Source organism: Nonomuraea sp. NPDC049309 (assembly GCF_043196965.1).
Lineage (GTDB): Bacteria > Actinomycetota > Actinomycetes > Streptosporangiales > Streptosporangiaceae > Nonomuraea > Nonomuraea fastidiosa.
Map to the genome: position 1 here is coordinate 69,230 of NZ_JBICSH010000003.1, position 19,146 is coordinate 88,375.

At 71.0% G+C, this 19,146-nt stretch carries 17 protein-coding genes; 10 read left to right on the forward strand and 7 right to left on the reverse strand.

Going from position 1 to position 19,146, the window contains the following annotated elements:
* Positions 1 to 36: 36 nt before the first annotated feature.
* Entirely contained in the window at positions 37 to 1,230 is a 1,194-nt protein-coding gene (locus ACGFIM_RS21200; RefSeq protein ID WP_393204155.1) for a methyltransferase domain-containing protein, read from the reverse strand.
* Between the two features lie 484 nt (positions 1,231 to 1,714).
* Between ACGFIM_RS21200 and groES the strand changes: the two genes are divergently transcribed.
* The 4 genes from groES to ACGFIM_RS21220 all read left to right on the forward strand — a co-directional run bounded on the left by groES (position 1,715) and on the right by ACGFIM_RS21220 (position 6,673).
* Positions 1,715 to 2,029, forward strand: coding sequence for a co-chaperone GroES (groES, locus tag ACGFIM_RS21205; RefSeq protein ID WP_219545199.1), 315 nt, complete (start codon positions 1,715 to 1,717; stop codon positions 2,027 to 2,029).
* Between the two features lie 70 nt (positions 2,030 to 2,099).
* Entirely contained in the window at positions 2,100 to 3,719 is a 1,620-nt protein-coding gene (gene groL, locus ACGFIM_RS21210) for a chaperonin GroEL (RefSeq protein ID WP_393202712.1), read from the forward strand.
* A 262-nt stretch (positions 3,720 to 3,981) separates the two neighbouring features.
* A complete protein-coding gene (locus tag ACGFIM_RS21215) occupies positions 3,982 to 4,689 on the forward strand; it encodes a hypothetical protein (protein ID WP_393202714.1) in 708 nt (235 codons plus the stop codon).
* A 1,348-nt stretch (positions 4,690 to 6,037) separates the two neighbouring features.
* A complete protein-coding gene (locus ACGFIM_RS21220) occupies positions 6,038 to 6,673 on the forward strand; it encodes a sigma-70 family RNA polymerase sigma factor (RefSeq protein ID WP_132334441.1) in 636 nt (211 codons plus the stop codon).
* Positions 6,674 to 6,782: 109 nt separating this feature from the next.
* Here the strand turns inward: ACGFIM_RS21220 and ACGFIM_RS21225 are convergent, their stop codons facing one another.
* On the reverse strand, positions 6,783 to 7,160 hold the full coding sequence (locus ACGFIM_RS21225) for a DUF5319 domain-containing protein (protein ID WP_043623573.1): 378 nt from the start codon (positions 7,158 to 7,160) through the stop codon (positions 6,783 to 6,785).
* Positions 7,161 to 7,199: 39 nt separating this feature from the next.
* The gene (locus ACGFIM_RS21230) at positions 7,200 to 8,195 is read right to left on the reverse strand and encodes a helix-turn-helix domain-containing protein (protein ID WP_393202716.1); all 996 of its coding nucleotides are present in this window, start codon (positions 8,193 to 8,195) and stop codon (positions 7,200 to 7,202) included.
* A 561-nt stretch (positions 8,196 to 8,756) separates the two neighbouring features.
* On the opposite strand from ACGFIM_RS21230, the gene guaB reads away from it, so the two are divergent.
* From guaB to ACGFIM_RS21250, 4 genes are all read left to right on the forward strand, one after another.
* Positions 8,757 to 10,238, forward strand: a complete 1,482-nt coding sequence (gene guaB, locus ACGFIM_RS21235; RefSeq protein ID WP_393202718.1) for an IMP dehydrogenase — start codon at positions 8,757 to 8,759, stop codon at positions 10,236 to 10,238.
* A 16-nt stretch (positions 10,239 to 10,254) separates the two neighbouring features.
* A complete protein-coding gene (locus ACGFIM_RS21240) occupies positions 10,255 to 11,364 on the forward strand; it encodes a GuaB3 family IMP dehydrogenase-related protein (protein WP_393204158.1) in 1,110 nt (369 codons plus the stop codon).
* Positions 11,365 to 11,859: 495 nt separating this feature from the next.
* Positions 11,860 to 12,111 carry a hypothetical protein gene (locus ACGFIM_RS21245; protein ID WP_393202720.1) on the forward strand — a complete coding sequence of 84 codons (252 nt, stop codon included), beginning with the start codon at positions 11,860 to 11,862 and terminating at the stop codon, positions 12,109 to 12,111.
* 6 nt (positions 12,112 to 12,117) lie between these two features.
* A complete protein-coding gene (locus ACGFIM_RS21250) occupies positions 12,118 to 12,291 on the forward strand; it encodes a hypothetical protein (protein WP_393202722.1) in 174 nt (57 codons plus the stop codon).
* 311 nt (positions 12,292 to 12,602) lie between these two features.
* On the opposite strand, the gene ACGFIM_RS21255 is transcribed toward ACGFIM_RS21250, so the two are convergent.
* The 4 genes from ACGFIM_RS21255 to ACGFIM_RS21270 are packed head-to-tail and all read right to left on the reverse strand — an operon-like array spanning position 12,603 to position 16,352.
* Complete coding sequence (locus ACGFIM_RS21255; RefSeq protein ID WP_393202724.1) at positions 12,603 to 13,430, reverse strand: ketose-bisphosphate aldolase; 828 nt, start codon at positions 13,428 to 13,430, stop codon at positions 12,603 to 12,605.
* An 11-nt stretch (positions 13,431 to 13,441) separates the two neighbouring features.
* The gene (locus ACGFIM_RS21260; protein WP_393202725.1) at positions 13,442 to 14,347 is read right to left on the reverse strand and encodes a 1-phosphofructokinase family hexose kinase; all 906 of its coding nucleotides are present in this window, start codon (positions 14,345 to 14,347) and stop codon (positions 13,442 to 13,444) included.
* A complete protein-coding gene (gene nagA / locus ACGFIM_RS21265) occupies positions 14,347 to 15,480 on the reverse strand; it encodes an N-acetylglucosamine-6-phosphate deacetylase (RefSeq protein ID WP_393202727.1) in 1,134 nt (377 codons plus the stop codon). The genes ACGFIM_RS21260 and nagA overlap by 1 nt, the downstream gene beginning before the upstream one ends.
* A complete protein-coding gene (locus ACGFIM_RS21270; RefSeq protein ID WP_393202729.1) occupies positions 15,477 to 16,352 on the reverse strand; it encodes an SIS domain-containing protein in 876 nt (291 codons plus the stop codon). Before ACGFIM_RS21270 ends, nagA begins: the two co-directional genes overlap by 4 nt.
* A gap of 128 nt (positions 16,353 to 16,480) precedes the next feature.
* Here ACGFIM_RS21270 and ACGFIM_RS21275 point away from each other — a divergent pair, with 128 nt between their 5' ends.
* Together ACGFIM_RS21275 and glpD are read left to right on the forward strand one after the other, a co-directional pair.
* The gene (locus ACGFIM_RS21275) at positions 16,481 to 17,251 is read left to right on the forward strand and encodes a DeoR/GlpR family DNA-binding transcription regulator (RefSeq protein ID WP_393202731.1); all 771 of its coding nucleotides are present in this window, start codon (positions 16,481 to 16,483) and stop codon (positions 17,249 to 17,251) included.
* Positions 17,252 to 17,360: 109 nt separating this feature from the next.
* Positions 17,361 to 19,097: a glycerol-3-phosphate dehydrogenase gene (glpD, locus tag ACGFIM_RS21280; RefSeq protein ID WP_393202733.1), complete on the forward strand. Its 1,737-nt coding sequence runs from the start codon at positions 17,361 to 17,363 to the stop codon at positions 19,095 to 19,097.
* Positions 19,098 to 19,146 lie beyond the last annotated feature (49 nt).

A 19,146-nucleotide genomic window follows, 5' to 3' on the forward strand; every position in this document is an offset into this window, starting at 1 on the left:
ATCGAGGAAAACGGTTCGATGGCCGAATTTGGAGATTCAGGCAGGTGAGGAGGGCTTGCAGAGGATTACCGAGGGTTTGTCGAGAATCCTGGTCAGGACGATGACCATGGCGTTGTCGCCGCTGAGCCGCAAATCGGCGCGAAGGCGTTCAATGTCGACGGCGGAGCCGCGCTTCTTGATGGTGACATTGCCGATTTGTCGCTCACGGAGGGCGGCGCGCAGTTTTTTCAGGTTGAACGGGATGACGTCTTCTATTTCGTATCTGGCGGCCCATGGGGTGTCCGCCGCGGCGTCGCTCGTCACGTACGCGATCATCGGGTCGAGCAGCCGCCCGCCGACCAGCTCGGCCACCTCGCCGACGAGATGCGCGCGCACGGCGGCGCCGTCGGGCTCGTACAGGTAACGGCCGGGCGGGCCCACCGGGGCCGTGACTCCGGTGGCGGCCAGCTCATGACCTCCGGGCAGCAGCGTCGCGCGCCTGCCCGCCGTCACGCCGGCTCCCGTCCACAGCGTGGCCTCCTTGACCTCCCCCTTGTACGACACCCACTCCGCCAGCGCGCCATCGGGGATGAACTCGTACGGGATGCCGGGAGCGACCTTGAGACAGGCGAGACCGGCGCGCGCGACCAGATCGAGCACCACCGGCCAGGGCGGCGAGTACGCCATGGGGTCGAACGTCCTGCCCTTGCCCGTGCGCCGCGCCGGATCGGCGAACAGCACGTCGTGCTCCTCGGGCCGCACCTCGGCCGCGTCGCCCACCCGCACCGTCACCCGGTCGCCCAGCCCGAACGCCTCCGCGTTCGCCCGCGCCACGGCGGCCGTCAGCGGGTCGGCGTCCACGGCCGTCACCGTGCACCCCGCCCTGGCCAGGGCGAGCATGTCGCCGCCGATGCCGCAGCAGGCGTCGATCACCCGCCCTTCTTCAGAGGCGAGCAGGGCGAGCAGGCGCCGTGCGCGGTGCTCGGCCACCTCGGCGCGGGTGGCCTGTTCGAGGCCGTGCGGCGTGAAGAACATGCGATCCGCGTCCGCGCCGAACTTGGCCCTGGCCCGCTGCCGCAGCCCCGCCTGGGTGAGCGCGGCGGAGGTCAGCGCCGCGTCGTACGTCTTGCGCAGCGTCGTGGCCGCGGTCACCGGATCGACCGCGGGACCGGCCCCCACCAGCTCGCCCGCCTCGGCGAGCGCCCGCAGGCCGCGCGGGGTCAGCAGCTCGGTGAAGGCGTCGAGGTCCACGCCACCCGACGTTATCGCCACGCGCGCCCTCCCCGGCACGAGGGCGCCTGACTTACGTGAAGGTGGAAGGCTGTCCAAAGGCGGAAGGCGCCTTATGAGTAGAAGGCGTGCGGGCGGGGTAGGCAGGACACGCCGGGCGCCGAACACGGACGTGCGGATGCACGAACGGACGCGGCGCATCGGCGGAGCAGGACACACCGGGCGCAGCGCACGTACGGGCGGATGCACGGGCGGACGCGGCGCGGTGGCGGGGCCGGACATCCCGGCGCGTGGGACACTGAACGAGGTCACAGGGCCTTTCCACGAGGCCCGATCGCTGTCGGCAGACGCGTTCGTGTTGACTGTCAAGCCCCTCTTGCATATGTTTCCTGTTGGCACTCTCCCCTTGAGAGTGCCAACGTGCGACGAGGCAGGTCTGACACCCGCGACGGCAGGCCCAGCTGGTCGCCTCTTCTAGATCATCGAAATCTGAAGGGGAGGTCCGATCGTGACGACCGCCACCAAGGTTCCCGTTAAGCCGCTCGGCGACCGCATCGTGGTTCAGCCGCTTGAGGCCGAGCAGACCACCGCGTCCGGCCTGGTCATCCCGGACACCGCCAAGGAGAAGCCGCAGGAGGGCAAGGTTCTGGCGGTGGGCCCCGGCAACTGGGACGAGGACGGCGAGAAGCGGATCCCGCTCGACGTCTCTGAGGGCGACATCGTCCTCTACAGCAAGTACGGCGGCACCGAGGTCAAGTACGGCGGCGAGGAGTACCTCGTGCTCTCCGCCCGCGACGTTCTCGCGATCATCGAGAAGTAAGCCGGTTGTGTCGAGCCCCGGGCGCTCTTGAGGGCGGCCGGGGCTTTCGACGCTAGGAGAGGACTCAGCAATGGCGAAGATCCTGGAGTTCGACGAGGACGCCCGCCGCGCGCTCGAGCGCGGCGTCAACGCCCTCGCCGACGCCGTCAAGGTAACGCTCGGCCCGCGGGGCCGTAACGTCGTCATCGACAAGAAGTTCGGTGCGCCGACGATCACGAACGACGGTGTGACCATCGCTCGTGAGATCGAGCTGGAGGAGCGCTACGAGAACCTCGGCGCCCAGCTCGCCAAGGAAGTGGCCACCAAGACCAACGACATCGCGGGTGACGGCACCACCACCGCGACCGTCCTGGCCCAGGCCATGGTCCGTGAGGGCCTGCGCAACGTCGCCGCCGGCGCCTCGCCGCTGGCGCTCAAGCGCGGCATCGACAAGGCCGCCAAGGAGATCAGCGAGCGCCTGCTGTCGAGCGCCCGCGAGGTCGCCGACAAGAACGAGATCGCCAACGTCGCGACGATCTCCGCCCAGGACGCGCAGATCGGCAACCTCATCGCCGAGGCCTTCGACAAGGTGGGCAAGGACGGTGTCCTCACCGTCGAAGAGTCCAATGCCATGGGCATGGAGCTCGAGTTCACCGAGGGCATGCAGTTCGACAAGGGCTACCTGTCGGCCTACATGGTGACCGACCCCGAGCGGATGGAGACCGTCCTCGAGGACGCCTACATCCTGCTCCACCAGGGCAAGATCTCCTCCATCGCGGACTTCCTGCCGCTGCTGGAGAAGGTCGCCCAGACCAAGAAGCCGCTGCTCGTGGTCGCCGAGGACGTCGAGGGCGAGGCCCTGGCCGTCCTGGTCACCAACAAGATCCGCGGCACCTTCACCTCCGTCGCCGTCAAGGCCCCGGGCTTCGGCGACCGCCGCAAGGCGATGCTGCAGGACATGGCCATCCTCACCGGCGGCCAGGTCGTCAGCGAGGAGGTCGGCCTCAAGCTGGAGCACGTCGGCCTCGAGGTGCTCGGCACGGCCCGCCGCGTCGTCGTCACCAAGGACACCACGACCATCGTCGACGGCGCCGGTGACGCGCAGGCCATCGAGGACCGCATCAAGGAGATCAAGATTGCCATCGAGCAGTCCGACTCCGACTGGGACCGCGAGAAGCTGCAGGAGCGCCTGGCCAAGCTCGCCGGCGGTGTGTGCGTGCTGCGCGTCGGCGCCGCCACCGAGGTCGAGCTGAAGGAGAAGAAGCACCGCCTCGAGGACGCGATCTCCGCGACCCGCGCCGCCATCGAGGAGGGCATCGTCTCCGGCGGTGGCTCCGCGCTGATCCACGCCTCCAAGGACCTCGACGACCTCGGCCTGACCGGCGACGAGGCCACCGGCGTCAGCATCGTGCGCCGCTCGCTCGTCGAGCCCGCCCGCTGGATCGCCGAGAACGCCGGCCTCGAGGGCTACGTCGTGACCCACAAGGTCGCCGAGCTGCAGCCCGGCCACGGCCTCAACGCCGCCACCGGCGAGTACGGCGACCTGATCGCCCAGGGCGTCATCGACCCCGTCAAGGTCACCCGCTCGGCCGTCCAGAACGCCGCCTCGATCGCGGGCATGCTGCTCACCACCGAGGCGCTCGTGGTGGACAAGCCCGAGGAGGAGGAGCAGGCCAACGGCCAGGGCCACGGTCACGGCCACGGTCACTGACCCTTCCTCACTCCTTTCGCTGACCGTACGGCCCGCACCCTGCCCGGGGTGCGGGCCGTACGGCGTTTCCGGGGGTGTCACGTGTGGGCGCCCGTCTTCTGGGGCGCGCGGGATGTGGCGCCTTGCGGAGGGCGGACTGTCGGCGCCCGGGTCGGGGTTCTCGGGCGGGGCGCTGGGGTGAGGGGGTGAGGGCGGGCACGTACGCTGGGCGGCGGTCCGGTCCATTCGGGTGTGGGGCGCCGGTGTGAGGAGGTGGCGGGGCGTGTTGTACAAGCGGGCGGTGGAGCGGCTGCGGAGGCTGGCGCGGGCGTGCGAGCAGACCCGGAAGGTGCGGGCGGACGAGCCGTTCCTGCGCGCGGCGTACGTGTTCGGCGACCTGCTGGACGGGGCCGATCCCGTCGAGCGCCTTGAGGTGGCGTTCGTGCTGAACCTGCCCGCCGAGGAGGTGGCGTGGGGCACGCAGCCGCCGGGGACGGCCTGGCTGGTGGACTTCCTGGAGCTGGACAAGGGCGGGGTCGCCTACGTCTGGCGGTCCCGCGAGGATCCGGTGGCCAACCATCACATCCGGGAACCGGTGCGCTTCTGGTCGCTGGACGGCATCGAGGAGGGTGTGCTCGCGGCGCTGGCGGAGCGGAGGCTCGACGAGGTACGCGCGGCGGCCTCGGCGAGCGGTGCTGCGGGTGGTGGGGTGGCCGACGTCGAGGCGGAGTTGCGTACGGCGCTTGAGCACCTGAGGGCGGTGCATGGAGCGTACTGGGACCGCCGGTGGCGACGCGCGCACAGGGGAGTGGGCCGCTACCCCGAGCATCACCTGTGGGAGGCCGTCCAGGGCTACCTGGAACTACTTGACGCCCGCCCCGACTCGGCCCGGCTCGGTGCGTCCCACCCCGGCTCGGCCACCGATGACGCACGCTCCGACTCGGCTCACGACCCGACCCTCGGGCCGGCCCCCGACTCTCGCCACGACTGAGCGCGGAACCGGGTCGAGCGTGGAAGCGGGTCGCTCATGCGGCCCGGGGTCCATGGCGGTATAGGGCTCCCGCACGTGGAGGTACGGCCCCCGACACGGCCGCGGTGACCGCCACCGGGGCGAGAACGGCACCCGGCGCACGCCGCCGCCTCGCGCACACCCTCCGAGCGCCGCCGCCTCCCGCACACCCTCCGGTCAGCCCGATGGACCACGCGCTTGGTGACTGATGCGTTGGGCAGCTGACGCGATGTGCGGCTGACGTGGTGTGCGCCTGGACGTGGTGTGGGTCGCCGTGGTGTGCGAGTGGGGGAGTGGCGTGTTCTGCGGTTCCGGGTGCTCGGGGTCTGGTGGGTCATGCAGCCTTCCGAGAACGTGGCGCGTCCTGAGTGGCGGCGGTCGCGGCTGCGGGTGTCGGGACAACATGCTCTGCGGTGCGGGTACGGGCGCCCGCTAGGGGGCGGCCGACCATCTGGCCCGTCAGGGGTGTGGAGAGCTACCCGTGCGGTCGCCCGTGTGTGGCGTGCGTGTCCTGTGGGGTTGCGGGGCGTGCGGTGGTGGTCCGATGTGGCGCTCGTGCCCTGCGAGTTGCGGGGCGTGCGGTGGTCCGAGCGCTGGTGCCCTGCGGGCTCGGCGGGGTGTGCTCTGGTCCGAGCGCTGGTGCCCTGCGAGTTGCGGGCGTGCGGTAGTTCGGCGCACGTGCCCTGCGGGGGTGGCGGGCGTGGGTGGTCCGAGCGGGCGCACGTGCCGCCGCGTGCGCAGCCCGCCGATTCCCGCATGTGCCGCCGCGTGCGCCGGCCCTTGCCCGATTCCCGCATGTGCCGCCGATTCCCGTACGTGCCGCCGTGCGTTTCGCTGTCGCCGGCCCCGCGTGCCGGTGTGTGTGCTTCGCTGTCGGCGGCCCCTGTGTGTGCCGGCGTGCACGTCTCGCCGCGCCGGTTCCCGCGCGTGCCGTGTGGGGTGCCCCGGGGGTGGTGTGCGGGTTGGGCCGGGGCGGTGGGGCGTGGGGTTCGTCGGGTGCGGGCGCGTGCCATCCGAGGGTGGTGCCGGTCGTCGGGTGTCGGGGTGCGGGGTGGGGTGATAGGGCAGGGCTGGCGGAGGGCGGAGCTGTGGGGGCTTATCGGGTGATGGGGGAAAATGGGCGGAAAGGTGGATTGTTGGTCGTAAACCAGGAGCGGGTGATAAGCGTCGGGGGCTATGACAAATGTCTTGCATTCCTGCTTATCAGGTGAAATATTATGCCAGCATTAAGGCTTAGTGTGGTCGCCTGATTACTGCTCGTTATCGTCGCTTCAATGTGACCAATCCGTAGCCATTCGCCATGACGACAGGCCGGATCAGTACGGGCATCATGCCTATCGTGAGCGAGGGAAGCGTCGCCGACGCCAAAATTGGGGTAAGGCTCGCGTCGAGACTTCCGGCACGGACGGATGACTCCGACCTTAGGGAACTGACGAGCCTCGCCGTACAGGGGGATCGCAGCGCGATCGAATCCCTGCTCGGCGAGTTGCGTCCGATGGTGGTGCGGTATTGCCGCGCCAGGCTGGGCAGGGTTTCAGGGCAATATCACATTGCCGATGACGTCGCCCAAGAGGTGTGCATCGCCGTGTTGTCCGCGCTGCCGCGATACCGCGACATGGGGCGGCCGTTCGCGTCGTTCGTGTTCGGGATCGCCTCGCACAAGGTGGCAGATGCGCTCCGCAGCTCGGTACGTTCGGCCGTACCGACACAGGATCTGCCCGACGGCCCCGACGACGGTCCGGGGCCCGAGGAGACGGTCGTCCGTTACATCGAAGTGGAGCACGCCAGGCGCCTGCTCGCCCGGCTGCCCGAGAATCAGCGGGAGTTGCTGCTGCTGCGAGTGGTGTCGGGACTCTCGGCCGAGGAGACCGGTAATGTACTCGGCATGTCACCGGGTGCGGTACGCGTCGCCCAGCATCGAGCGCTGGCCAGGCTGCGGCAGATGGCCGAGCTGGAGTCGGCTTGACCCCAGAGGACGAGACCGACGCGCTGCTCGACGCGCTCGGTCGCGGAGAGATGCCCGATCCGTGTGATCCCGCGGTGCGGCTGCTTGCCGCACTACGAGATGACGTGGCTCAGCGGCGCTCCTCCGTGTCGATGACACCGTCGACGTAGCCTCGGGCGTAGTCCCAGCTGACGTAGTCGGCGGGGTCGGGGTGGAAGGCCGGCTCGTGCACCTGCGGCTGGCCTTTTTCGATCATCTGCTTCAGGTTGCCGCGCAGCAGCTCCCAGTCGAAGAAGTGCTGCTCGCCGCACTCCGGGCAGTCGAGTACGAGCCCCAGCACCCCCTGCGGTTCGAGCAGGGAACGGAAGACCTCGACGTCGGCGAGGTCGGTGATGGCCTCGTCGCGTTCGGCGGCCGTGAGCGGCTCGGCATCGTCGAGTGCGCCCATCGCCGCCGATGGGTCGTTCGGATCGTCCGCGAACGGATCGCGGGGAACGTCTTCCAGCACCTTCCCACCATATGACCGATGCGGCCCGCGCGGTGAGTATTAGCTCAGCCATCCGCGCCTGGCGGCCTCCACACCTGCGTGGAAGCGGGATTGGGCGCCCAACTCGGCCATGGCGTCGGACCATCGGGCGCGTACGGTCCTGACGGAGACGCCGAGCCGGCGGGCGATGGATTCGTCGCACAGGCCCTGGGCCGCCAGGCGCAGAACCTGGATGACGCCGTCGGTCCTGGGCGCCCACGGAAGCTGCTGGGCGCGGGCCCACAGCTCCTCGAACAGCGTGCTCAGCACGCCCACGACGACGGAGGTACGGACGAGATAAAACGTGTAGGCGTGGTCGGGGAGGTTGCCGCCCCAGTACGCGGGCAGCCCGGCCATCTCCGAGCCCACGGTCATGAACCAGCTCGGCACCCGGTCGAGCGTGCGCGCCTGGCCGCCCGCCTCGATGACGTTGGAGATCTGGTCGCGCACCTCGGGGATGGCGAGTGTGGACACCGGAATGATGGCGCGAACGGTCAGAAGTTTTCGTTTCTGCGCGTCAATCCAAGGATCCGCGAATTTACGCGCAAAATCGGTCATGGTGCGCTCGTCGGGAATCGCGGTCAGTAAAGGCGCCGGTGGCGAGGGTGACTGCACCGCGAAGCCCATGACGCTTTCGTACAGGACGTCCGAGCCGCTCGCCATCTCGGCCGTGAAAGGCCCGTTGCGAAGGTCGCGCCCGGCGTCGTAGTCCTGGATCAGGCTGCGGATCGAGCCGAGCGCGGAGTCGATCCTGCGGCTCTCCTCGGCGAGCCGGTCGAGGCGCTGGGCGATGACCCGGCCGAGCGCGGCCGCGGGATGTCTGGCCAGGTACTGGCCGGAACGCTCGTCGATGACCCCCATCTTCACCAGGTCGTCGAGCTGGCGGCCGACCTTCTCGATCGGGCCGTCCAACGCCTGGGCGAGGTCCGATCGGGTCGCCCTGTGCAGGCGCAGCACCGCGGTGTAGAGGGCGGTCTGGGCCGAGTCGAGACCCAGCGTCTCGAAGGGATCGGACACAGTGGGAGACTCGTCGGGCATTATGGGCGGCTCCGTAGGGGGGACACGGGCGTGCCGCGAGGATAACTCCGCCATCCGCGCCTGTCCCGCCATTTCACGTTCTCGTTTCGGCTCGATTCGATGGAGTTGCAGCTTCGTGCAGTTGCACGTTTGCACATTGCTAAACGTCGCTCTGTAACGCACGCTTTACCTAGCGTCGGCATTCAGGGACGGCGCGGCGGCGCCGGCCATCAGGACGCGGAGGGGGGTTCGGTGGTGCGGAGCGCCGCCTCGCCCGGATGCCGATGGCCCGGCGACGGGGCGGCTCACCGACCGTCCCATCGCCGGGCGCTCTCCGATGCCGGGAGTACGAAGGCCGTGGGGGTCTTCGTCCTCCCGGCATCCGTGTGTTCGCGGTGTTCGCGCCCGGAGGTCCCGGCGGACGTGTGCTCGCATTCCACGTCCTGCTGCGCCGGAGGGTTCCCGTACGGATCGGGCAGGCCGCCTCCCTGCATCGATGCGTTTGGAGGCAGGCCCTAGACTTAGCTCATTCACGCGTGCGAGGCAGGGAGGGGCCGCGGCATGTCCAAGTTCACCGAGATGGGTCTGACCTTCGACGACGTGCTGTTGGTGCCCGCATATTCAGATCTGCAGCCGGGCGAGGCCGACACCACGGCCCGCCTGTCGCGCAACATCACGCTGCGGATCCCGCTGATCTCCGCGGCCATGGACACCGTGACCGAGGCCCGCATGGCGGTCGCCATGGCCCGGCAGGGCGGCATCGGCATCCTGCACCGCAACCTGTCGGTCGAGGAGCAGGCCCAGCAGGTCGATCTGGTCAAGCGGTCCGAGGCCGGCATGGTCACCAACCCGGTGACGTGCAGCCCCGACGACACGCTCGCCGACGTCGAGCGGCTGTGCGCGACGTACCGCATCTCCGGCGTGCCCGTCACCGACGAGTCGGGCGCGCTCGTCGGCATCGTGACCAACCGCGACATGCGCTTCGAGACCGACCAGACGCGGCCCGTGCGCGAGGTCATGACGAAGATGCCGCTGGTCACCGCGCCGGTCGGGGTCTCGCGTGACGAGGCGTTCGCGCTGCTGCGGCGCAACAAGATCGAGAAGCTGCCGCTGGTCGACCCCGACGGCCGGCTGCGCGGCCTGATCACCGTCAAAGACTTCACCAAGAGCGAGCAGTACCCGCTGTCCACCAAGGACGCCGACGGCCGGCTGCTGGTCGGCGCCGCGGTGGGCGTCGGCGGCGACGCCGAGGTGCGGGCCAAGGCGCTGATCGAGGCCGGCGTCGACGTGATCGTCGTCGACGTGGCGCACGGCCACTCCAAGGGCCTCAGCGACATGATCGCCAAGATCAAGGCCAACAGCAGCGTCGACGTCATCGGCGGCAACGTCGCCACCAGGGCCGGCGCGCAGATGCTGGTCGACGCGGGCGCCGACGCCGTCAAGGTCGGCGTGGGCCCCGGCTCCATCTGCACCACCCGCGTCGTCGCCGGAGTCGGCGCGCCCCAGATCACCGCCATCTACGAGGCGTCCAAGGCGTGCGCGCCGGCCGGGGTGCCGGTCATCGGCGACGGCGGCCTGCAGTACTCCGGCGACATCGCCAAGGCCATCGCCGCCGGCGCCGACACCGTCATGCTCGGCTCGCTCCTCGCCGGCTGCGAGGAATCGCCCGGTGAGCTGATCTTCATCAACGGCAAGCAGTTCAAGTCGTACCGTGGCATGGGGTCGCTCGGCGCCGTACGCAACCGCGAGCGCGGCGGCACCTCCTTCAGCAAGGACCGCTACGCGCAGGCGGACGTCGGAGGCGAGGACAAGTACATCCCCGAGGGCATCGAGGGGCAGGTCCCCTACCGCGGGCCGGTCGCCGCCGTCGCCCACCAGCTCGTCGGCGGTCTGCGCCAGGGCATGTGGTACGCGGGCTGCCGCACCATCGAGCAGATGCACACCGACTGCGAGCTCATGCCGATCACCGCGGCGGGCCTCAAGGAGAGCCACCCCCACGACATTCAGATGACCGTGGAAGCTCCGAACTATCACAGAAGGTAAGTTCATGACTCAGCAGGTGGAGATCGGCCGGGGGAAGACCGGGCGGAGGGCGTACTCGCTCGACGAGATCGGTTTGGTGCCCTCGCGGCGCACCCGCGACCCGGAGGAGGTGTCGATCGCCTGGCAGATCGACGCCTACCGGTTCGAGCTGCCCGTGGTCGTCGCTCCCATGGACAGCGTGGTCTCGCCGGCCACCGCCATCGAGATCGGCCGGCTCGGCGGGCTCGCCCCGCTCGACCTCGAAGGGCTCTGGACGCGCTACGAGGACCCGCTGCCGCTGCTTGAGGAGTGCGCCGCCCTCGACCAGCAGGCGGCCACCAAGCGGCTCCAGGAGATCTACGCCGCGCCCATCCAGGAGGAGCTGATCGGCCGCAGGATCGAGGAGATCCGCTCGTCCGGGGTGACCACCGCCGTGCGCCTGTCGCCGCAGCGCACCGTCCAGTACCACAAGGCCGTCATCGACGCGGGCGTCGACATCTTCGTCATCCGCGGCACCACCGTCTCGGCCGAGCACGTCTCCGGGCGGGCCGAGCCGCTCAACCTCAAGCAGTTCATCTACGAGCTCGACGTGCCGGTCATCGTGGGCGGCTGCGCCACCTACACCGCCGCGCTGCACCTGATGCGCACCGGCGCGGCCGGCGTGCTCGTCGGTTTCGGCGGCGGCGCCTCCCACACCACCCGCAACGTCCTGGGCGTGGCCGTGCCGATGGCGACCGCGATCTCCGACGTCGCCGCGGCCCGGCGCGACTACCTCGACGAGTCCGGCGGGCGCTACGTCCACGTGATCGCCGACGGCGGCATGGGCACCTCCGGCGACATCGCCAAGGCCATCGCCTGCGGCGCCGACGCCGTCATGGTCGGCTCGCCGCTGGCGCGCGCCGTCGAGGCGCCCGGGCACGGTTTCCACTGGGGCTCCGAGGCGCACCACCCCGACCTGCCGCGCGGCCGCCGGGTCCACTTCGGCACGGTGGGCACGCTGGAGCAGATCCTGCACGGGCCGTCCAGTGTGGCCGACGGGTCGATGAACCTCATGGGCGCGCTGAAGCGCACCATGGCCTCCACCGGCTACTCCGACATCAAGGAGTTCCAGCGGGTCGAGGTCGTCGTCGCTCCCATCCAGCGCTGAGGCGTCGCGTCCGTCCGGGGTTGAGGCGTCGTGCCCGTCCGGGGTTGAGGCGTCGCGTCCGTCCGGCGCTGAGTGAGTGGAACGCTGGGTGCCGGGGGTTTCCTCCCGGTGCCCCGCGCTGGTTCCCGCGTCTTTCGCTTGTGGCACCGCAGGTTCACCGCCTGCGGTGCTTTCGTTTCGGGGCTGAGGTGCTGCGCTTGGCGCCGTAGTTCGCGGTCCCGCCGTCGCCCCTACCGGTCTTCAGTTCGCGGTCCCGCCGTCGCCCCTACCGGTCTTCGGGGGGTGAGGATAGGAAGCTTCGGGGGCGGTGGAGGGGCGCTGGCGGTGGTGACACCGTTTCGGGGTGCGGCGGGCGCTGTGCGTCGTGGTTTGCGGCGTGTCGCCTTCCCGGAGTGGTGTTGGGCTCAATGCCATGCTGGGGCCAAGGGTGGATTCGCCGGGGTCAGGGGGCTGATGCCCGTGTGGGTGGGCGGGGCGCCGATAGAGTGCCTGTCCATGGATTCGGAATCGCTCGAAGACAGGGTCAAGCGGCTCGAACGGCAGGTGGCCTCGCTTCAGCAGTACCTCGGCATCAGGCTCGACGACAGCGGCGGGCTGCGGCTGTCGCCGGAGTTCCACCAGGCGCTGCGTGACGGCAAGCTGGTCAAGGCCATCGCGATCTACCGCAAGGAGACCGGGGCCTCGCTGGTGAACGCCAAAAAGGCGGTGGAGGCGATGCAGCGCCGCCAGGACGCGACCGAACGCTGAGCCCGGATGGCCGACCTCACCCACACCCACGCGCTGACGTACGAGGGCGGCCGGGCCGTCAAGCGCTGCGTCGAGCCCAAGCCCGGCGCGGCCGAGCGGGAGTGGCGGGCGCTGACCGTCGCGCCGAGCACACCCCCGGCCTCGCCCCCGAGCCGATCGCGTACGAGGACGGCGTGGTGACGATGTCGCGGCTCGACGGGGTGCCGTTGCGCGGCATGCCCCGCCGGTGACGTGCCCGTCGCCGCGATGGCCGAGACGCTGAGGCGGCTGTACACCGCCGTGCCCCTACACGTCCTGGAGGCCCTTCCCGTGCGCCTCTGGTACCCGTGGAGTGGGTACGGCGCAGGTGCGCCGCGCGGCGGCCCAGGGTTGACCGGCGGACCTGGCCGTCGAGGAGGGCCTGCGCCGGCCGGAGGGCTGTCCACGGAGGGCTGAGGGCCCGTCCGGCTGCGGCGTGCCAGGGTCGGGGGCCCGCCTGCGCACGACCCCGGCTACGACGGGTTGAGGACGCCGAGGAGGTGGGTGACCTCGCGGGCGACCGCGTCGCGGCCGGCCTTGAGGTACTTGCGCGAGTCGACGACCCGCTCGTCGCGGGCGAGGTAGTCGCGGACGGCCCCGGTGAACGCCTTGTTCAGGTGCGTGGCGATGTTGATCTTCTTCATGCCCCGCCGTACGGCCTCGCGCAGCACGTCGTCGGGCACCCCGGAGGAGCCGTGCAGCACCAGCGGTACCGGTACGGCGGCCCGCAGCTCGGCGATGAGGCCGAGGTCGAGCACCGCGTCCTTGGTGGTCATGGCGTGGGAGGTGCCGACGGCCACGGCGAGCGCGTCGACGCCGGTGCGCGCCACGTAGTCGACGGCCTCATGCGGTTTGGTGCGCGCGCCGGGCGCGTGCACGCCGTCCTTGCCCCCGACCTCGCCCAGCTCGGCCTCCACCCACACGCCGCGCTCGTGGCACCAGGCGGCGACTTCGGCGGTGCTCGCGACGTTCTCCTCGTCGGGCAGGGCGGAGGCGTCGTACATGACCGAGACGAGGCCGAGACCGACGGCCTCTTCAACGAGCGCGCGGTCGGTGGCGTGGTCGAGGTGGACGGCGACCGGCACCTCGGCGCGGCGGGCGACGGCGAGCGTGGCCAGCGCGATGGGTTCGAGCGCGCCGTGGTAGCGCACGCAGTTCTCGCTGATCTGCAGCACGACGGGCAGGCCGGCCGCCTCGGCGCCGGCGACGATGGCGGTGGCGTGTTCGAGCTGGATCACGTTGAACGCACCCACCCCTGCGGGTGACCGGCTCACGATGTCGCCGATGGGGGCGAGGGGCATGGCGGGCTCCTTCAGCTGATGGTGATCTGCGGGTGGATGTCGGCGTACACGTCGGGGTCGTACTCGCCGGCGACGGGGGTGGCGACGGCGGCGGCGCCGAGCGCGGCGGCGCGGCGCAGGCGTTCCGGCCAGGGGTCGCCTTCGACGAGGCCGAGGGCGAGGCCGGCGACGAGGGAGTCGCCCGCGCCCGTGGGGTTGCCGCGCACCGCGTACGGCATGCGCGCGCGGAACGTGCCCTCGCCGGTGACGGCCAGCAGCCCGTCGGCGCCCATGGACACGACCACCGCCTCGGCCCCCTGCCCGCGCAGGGCCTCGGCGCCCTCGGCGGGGCCGCCGGGCACGGCCCTGGCCAGCTCCTCGGCGTTGGGTTTGAGGACGGACGGGCGTCCCTTGGGCGCGTGGCGCAGCGGCTCGCCGTCGGCGTCCACGATGGCGGGCACGCCCAGGGAGGCGGCGATGGCGGCGAGCGTGGCGTAGGCGTCGGACGGGACGCCGCGCGGCAGGCTGCCGGAGAGCACGACCGCCTCGGCCCCGGCGAGCAGGGACTCGTAGTGGCGGGTGAAGCCGGTCAGCTCGGCGGCGCTCACCTCGGGACCGGGCTCGTTGAACAGGGCGGTGCGGCCCGCGTCGGGGTCGGTGACGGCGAGGGTGGTGCGGGAGTCGCCGGCGACCGCGTACAGGTCGTGGGGGATGCCGGCGGCCCGCAGGTCGGCCTCGATCGCCTGGCCGGTCGGCCCGCCGGCCAGGCCGGTGACCAGCACGTCGCGGCCGAGCGCGCGCAGCACTCTGGCGACGTTCACGCCCTTGCCCCCGGCCCGCCGGTGGACGCCGGCGACGCGGTTGACGCCGTCCCAGTCGGCGCCGGGCACCCGGTAGGTGGTGTCGAGGGCGAGGTTGAGGGTCACCGTGACGATCATCAGGGCTCCGTGATCCAGACGCCGTCTTTCAGTACGCCGTCGACCTGCAGGGAGTCGGAGAGCACGACCAGGTCGGCGGCCTTGCCGACGGCGATCGAGCCGATGCGGTCGGCCAGGCCGAGCACGCGGGCGGGGGTCAGCGAGGTCACCTGTACGGCGTCCGGCAGCGACATGCCGAGCTCCTGGACCGCGCGGCGGAAGGCGACGTCCATGGTGAGGGTGGAGCCCGCGATGGAGCCGCCTTCGGCCAGCCGGGCCACGCCGTCGCGCACGTGGACCCGCATGGGGCCGAGCACGTAGTCGCCGTCGCCGAGCCCGGTGGCGGACATGGCGTCGGTGACGAGCGCGGTGCGGCCGGGCCCGGCCACCTCGTACGCCAGCCGCAGCATGGCCGCGTGGACGTGGACGCCGTCGTTGATCAGCTCGACCGTCACCCGCTCGTCGTCGAGCAGCGCCGCCACCGGGCCGGGGGCGCGGTGGCCGAGCGGCGGCATCGCGTTGTAGAGATGAGTGGCCACGGTGGCGCCCGCGTCGATGCCGGCGATGGTCTGCTCGTAGTCGGCGTCGCTGTGGCCGATGGCGGCGATGACGCCCTCGCCCGCGGCCATCCTGATCGTGTCGAGCGCGCCGGGCAGCTCGGGCGCGATCGTCACCATGCGGGCGTGCCCGCGCGCGGCCTTGACCAGCCCGGCGAACTCCTGCGGCGAGGGCTCGCGCAGCAGCGTGGGGTCGTGGGCGCCGCAGCGGGCCTTGGCGATGTACGGGCCTTCGAAGTGCACGCCGGCCAGCAGGCCTTCCTCGCACAGCTCGGCCAGCGCGGCGGCCGCCCTGGTCAGGCCGTCGATGGTGTCGGTGACGAGGCTGGCCATGGTCGTGGTGGTGCCGTGGCGGCGGTGCAGCGCCACGGCCTCGCGCGCCTTGTCCTGCTCACCGGTGGGGAAGGAGCCGCCCGCGCCCCCGTGGTTGTGGACGTCCACGAACCCTGGGACCACGTGGCGCCCGCCCAGCCGCAGGCCGGGGCCGGGGGCGGCGCCGTGGCCGACATGCGTGATGCGGCCGTCTTCGATGGTCAGCCACCCCTCGTGAACTCCCTCGGGCGTCACGATCCTGGCGTCGGCAAGAGTAAGGCTCATGAAGAAAGGATCACAGATCGCGTGAGGTGCATGGGCTCGTCGGGGTTGAGCCCGCGTGCGAACGCACGGGCCACGGCGACGCGCTGCACGCGGATCAGCTCGGCCATGGGGTCGAGCGCGCCCTCGATGAACGCGCCGCCGGTCGCCTCGACCTGGGCGCGCAGGCCCTCGGGGGCGGTGCCGAGCATCCACGTCACCCTGCCGGGGCCCGCGATGCTGATCGGGCCGTGCCGGTACTCCATCGCCGGGTACGCCTCCGTCCACGACCTGGACGCCTCGCGCATCTTCAGCGCCGCCTCCTGGGCGAGGCCGACCGACCAGCCGGTGCCGAGGAAGCTGAACTGTTCGGCGTTCACGAGCTGGTCGGGCAGCGGCTCGGCGACGGCCCGCTCGGCGTCGGCGATGGCCTGGGTGAGGTCCTCGCCGAGGCTCGCGCGGAGCATGGCGAGCTGGGTGGTGGCGAACCTGGTCTGCACGACGGACTTCTCGTCGGCGTAGTCGAGCACGATCAGGTCCTGCGCGGCGTCCTTGATCGGCGTGCCGGGGTCGGCGGTGACGGCCGTGGTCCTGGTGCCGTCGATCCTGCCGAGCAGGTCGAGCACCTCGGTCGTGGTGCCGGAGCGGGTCAGCGCGAGCACGCGGTCGTAGCGGCGGCCCATGGGGAACTCGGAGGCGGCGAACGCGTCGGTCTCGCCGTGCCCGGCCCGCTCGCGCAGCGCCGCGTACGCCATCGCGATGAACCACGACGTACCGCAGCCCACGACGGCGACCCGCTCGCCCCGGGCGGGGAGCGCGTCGGCGGGGACGTTCGCCACGGCGCGCTGCCAGCACGACGGCTGGGACGCGATCTCGGCTTCGGTGTGGGTGGTCACCACTTACCTCCAAGATTGATTGTTTCTGCGAGCTTTATAGCAGAAATCGGCACCAATGAACATTGGTGGCTCTGGGGTCCCAGGTTGTGCCACGCTTGCTCCTGACCTCATCCCCATAGGAGGCCGACGTGTCCCGCTACGACCGCTGGAACGCCATCCTCGAGCTGCTGGCCCAGGAGGGCAGGCTGTCGGTGGAAGAGGCCGCGCAGGCGCTGGACGTCTCCACCGCCACGATCAGGCGGGACTTCGACCAGCTCGCCCAGCAGCAGATGCTCATGCGCACGCGCGGCGGCGCGGTGGCGCAGAGCGTCAGCTACGACCTGCCGCTGCGCTACAAGACCGCGCGCCACGCCGACGAGAAGCACCGCATCGCCACGGCGGCGGCCGAGCTGGTCTCGCCGGGCGCCGTCGTGGGCATGAACGGCGGCACCACCACCTCCGAGCTGGCCCGCACGCTCGCCACGCTGCCCGCGCTGGAGAGCGGCTTCACGATCGTCACGAACGCCCTGAACATCGCCTCCGAGCTCACCGTCCGCAAGCACGTCAAGATCGTGGTGACCGGCGGGGTGGCGCGGCCGCAGTCGTACGAGCTGATCGGCCCGCTCTCCACCGGCGTGCTCGAACAGGTGACGCTGGACGTCGCCTTCCTCGGCGTGGACGCGCTCGACGTCGAGCTCGGCGCGTCCGCGCACCACGAGGGCGAGGCCAGCGTCAACAACCTGCTGATCAGCCGGGCCGCCCAGGTCGTGGTGGTGGCCGACTCCTCCAAGATCGGCAGGCGGGCGTTCTCCCTGATCTGCCCCATCGAGCAGATCGACACCCTCGTCACCGACGCCCGGCTGGGCGACGACCTCGCCGCCCGGCTCACCGAGGCCGGCGTCAAGGTCGTACGCGCCTGAAAGCGGCTCCCCATCGGGCCTGCGCTCGCCTTATGGCATAAAGCGTTACAGGTCGGACGCTGTGCGGGTAGGTACCAGGAACAGCGACAAAGCCGTTTCAGGGGGAAATATGGCGTCGGGAAAGTGCGCGGCCCGTCTCGGGCCCGCCGAACGGGCCGAGGCGCTGGAGCGCATGAGAGCCCAGGAACTCGACGTCGTCGTGGTAGGCGGCGGCGTCGTCGGTGCCGGCATCGCGCTCGACGCGGTGACCAGGGGCCTGGACGTGGGGCTCGTGGAGGCGCGGGACTTCGCCTCCGGCACGTCGTCGCGCTCGTCCAAGCTCATCCACGGCGGCCTGCGCTACCTGGAGCAGCTCAACTTCGACCTGGTACGCGAGGCACTGCAGGAACGCGCCCTGCTGCTCCAGCGCATCGCGCCGCACCTGGTCAGGCCCGTGCCGTTCCTGTTCCCGCTGACCCACTTCGGCTGGGAGCGCCCGTACGTGGGCGCCGGCGTCCTGCTGTACGACACGCTCGGCTTCGCGACCGGCCTGACCCGCGGCGTGCCGGGGCACCGGCACCTGTCGAGGAAGCGCGCGCTGCGCCTTGCACCCTCGCTGAAGAAGAACGCGTTCACCGGCGCCATCCAGTACTGGGACGCCCAGGTGGACGACGCCCGCTACGTCGTCACCACGCTGCGCACCGCCGCCACCTACGGCGCGCACATCGCGCAGCGGACCCAGGTCGTCGGGTTCCTGCGCGAGGGCGAGCGGGTCACCGGCGTGCGGGTGCGCGACCTGGAGAGCGGCGACGAGTTCGACGTACGCGCCAGGCAGGTGGTCAACGCGACCGGCGTGTGGACCGACGACATCCAGGAGCTGGTGGGCGGCAGGGGGCAGATCCACGTACGCGCCTCCAAGGGCATCCACCTGGTCGTGCCGCGCGACCGCATCCAGTCGCTGACCGGCATCATCTTGCGTACGGAGAAGTCGGTGCTGTTCGTCATCCCGTGGGGCCGCCACTGGATCATCGGCACCACCGACACCGAATGGACGCTCGACAAGAGCCATCCGGCCGCCTCCCGCGCCGACATCGACTACCTGCTCGACCACGTCAACGCGATCCTGTCGGTGCCGCTGACCCGCGACGACGTCGAGGGCGTCTACGCGGGGCTGCGCCCGCTGCTGTCGGGAGAGTCCGACGAGACGTCCAAGCTGTCCAGGGAGCACGTGGTCGCCCACCCCGTGCCCGGCCTGGTGATGGTGGCGGGGGGCAAGTACACGACGTACCGGGTGATGGCGCGCGACGCGGTGGACGCGGTGGCGCACGGGCTCGACTACCGGGTGCCGCGCTCGTGCACCGACCGCATCCCGCTGGTCGGCGCCGAGGGCTTCCAGGCGCTGTGGAACTCCCGCCACCGCCTCGCCCAGGAGTCCGGGCTGCACGTGGCGAGGATCGAGCACCTGCTGCACCGCTACGGCTCGCTCATCGACGACATCCTGGAGCTGGTCGAGCAGGACCCGTCGCTGGGCCGGCCGCTGAACGGGGCCGACGACTACCTGCGCGCCGAGATCGTCTACGCCGCCACCCACGAGGGGGCCAGGCACCTCAACGACGTGCTGACCCGGCGTACCCGCATCTCCATCGAGACCTTCCACCGCGGGGTGGGGGTGGCGCGCGAGGCCGCCGAGCTGCTGGCCGGGCCGCTCGGCTGGGACGACGAGCAGGTCAAGCGCGAGGTCGAGTACTACACCAAGCGGGTGGAGGCGGAACGGCGCTCGCAGGAGCAGGACTCCGACCAGGAGGCCGACGCGATCAGGCTGGGCGCGCCGGAGATCGTCCCGGTGGTGGCGCCGGAGAACGCCTGAAAGAGCGGTCCGCGGCGCTGCGGATCCCGCGGACCGCCCTTCATCCGGA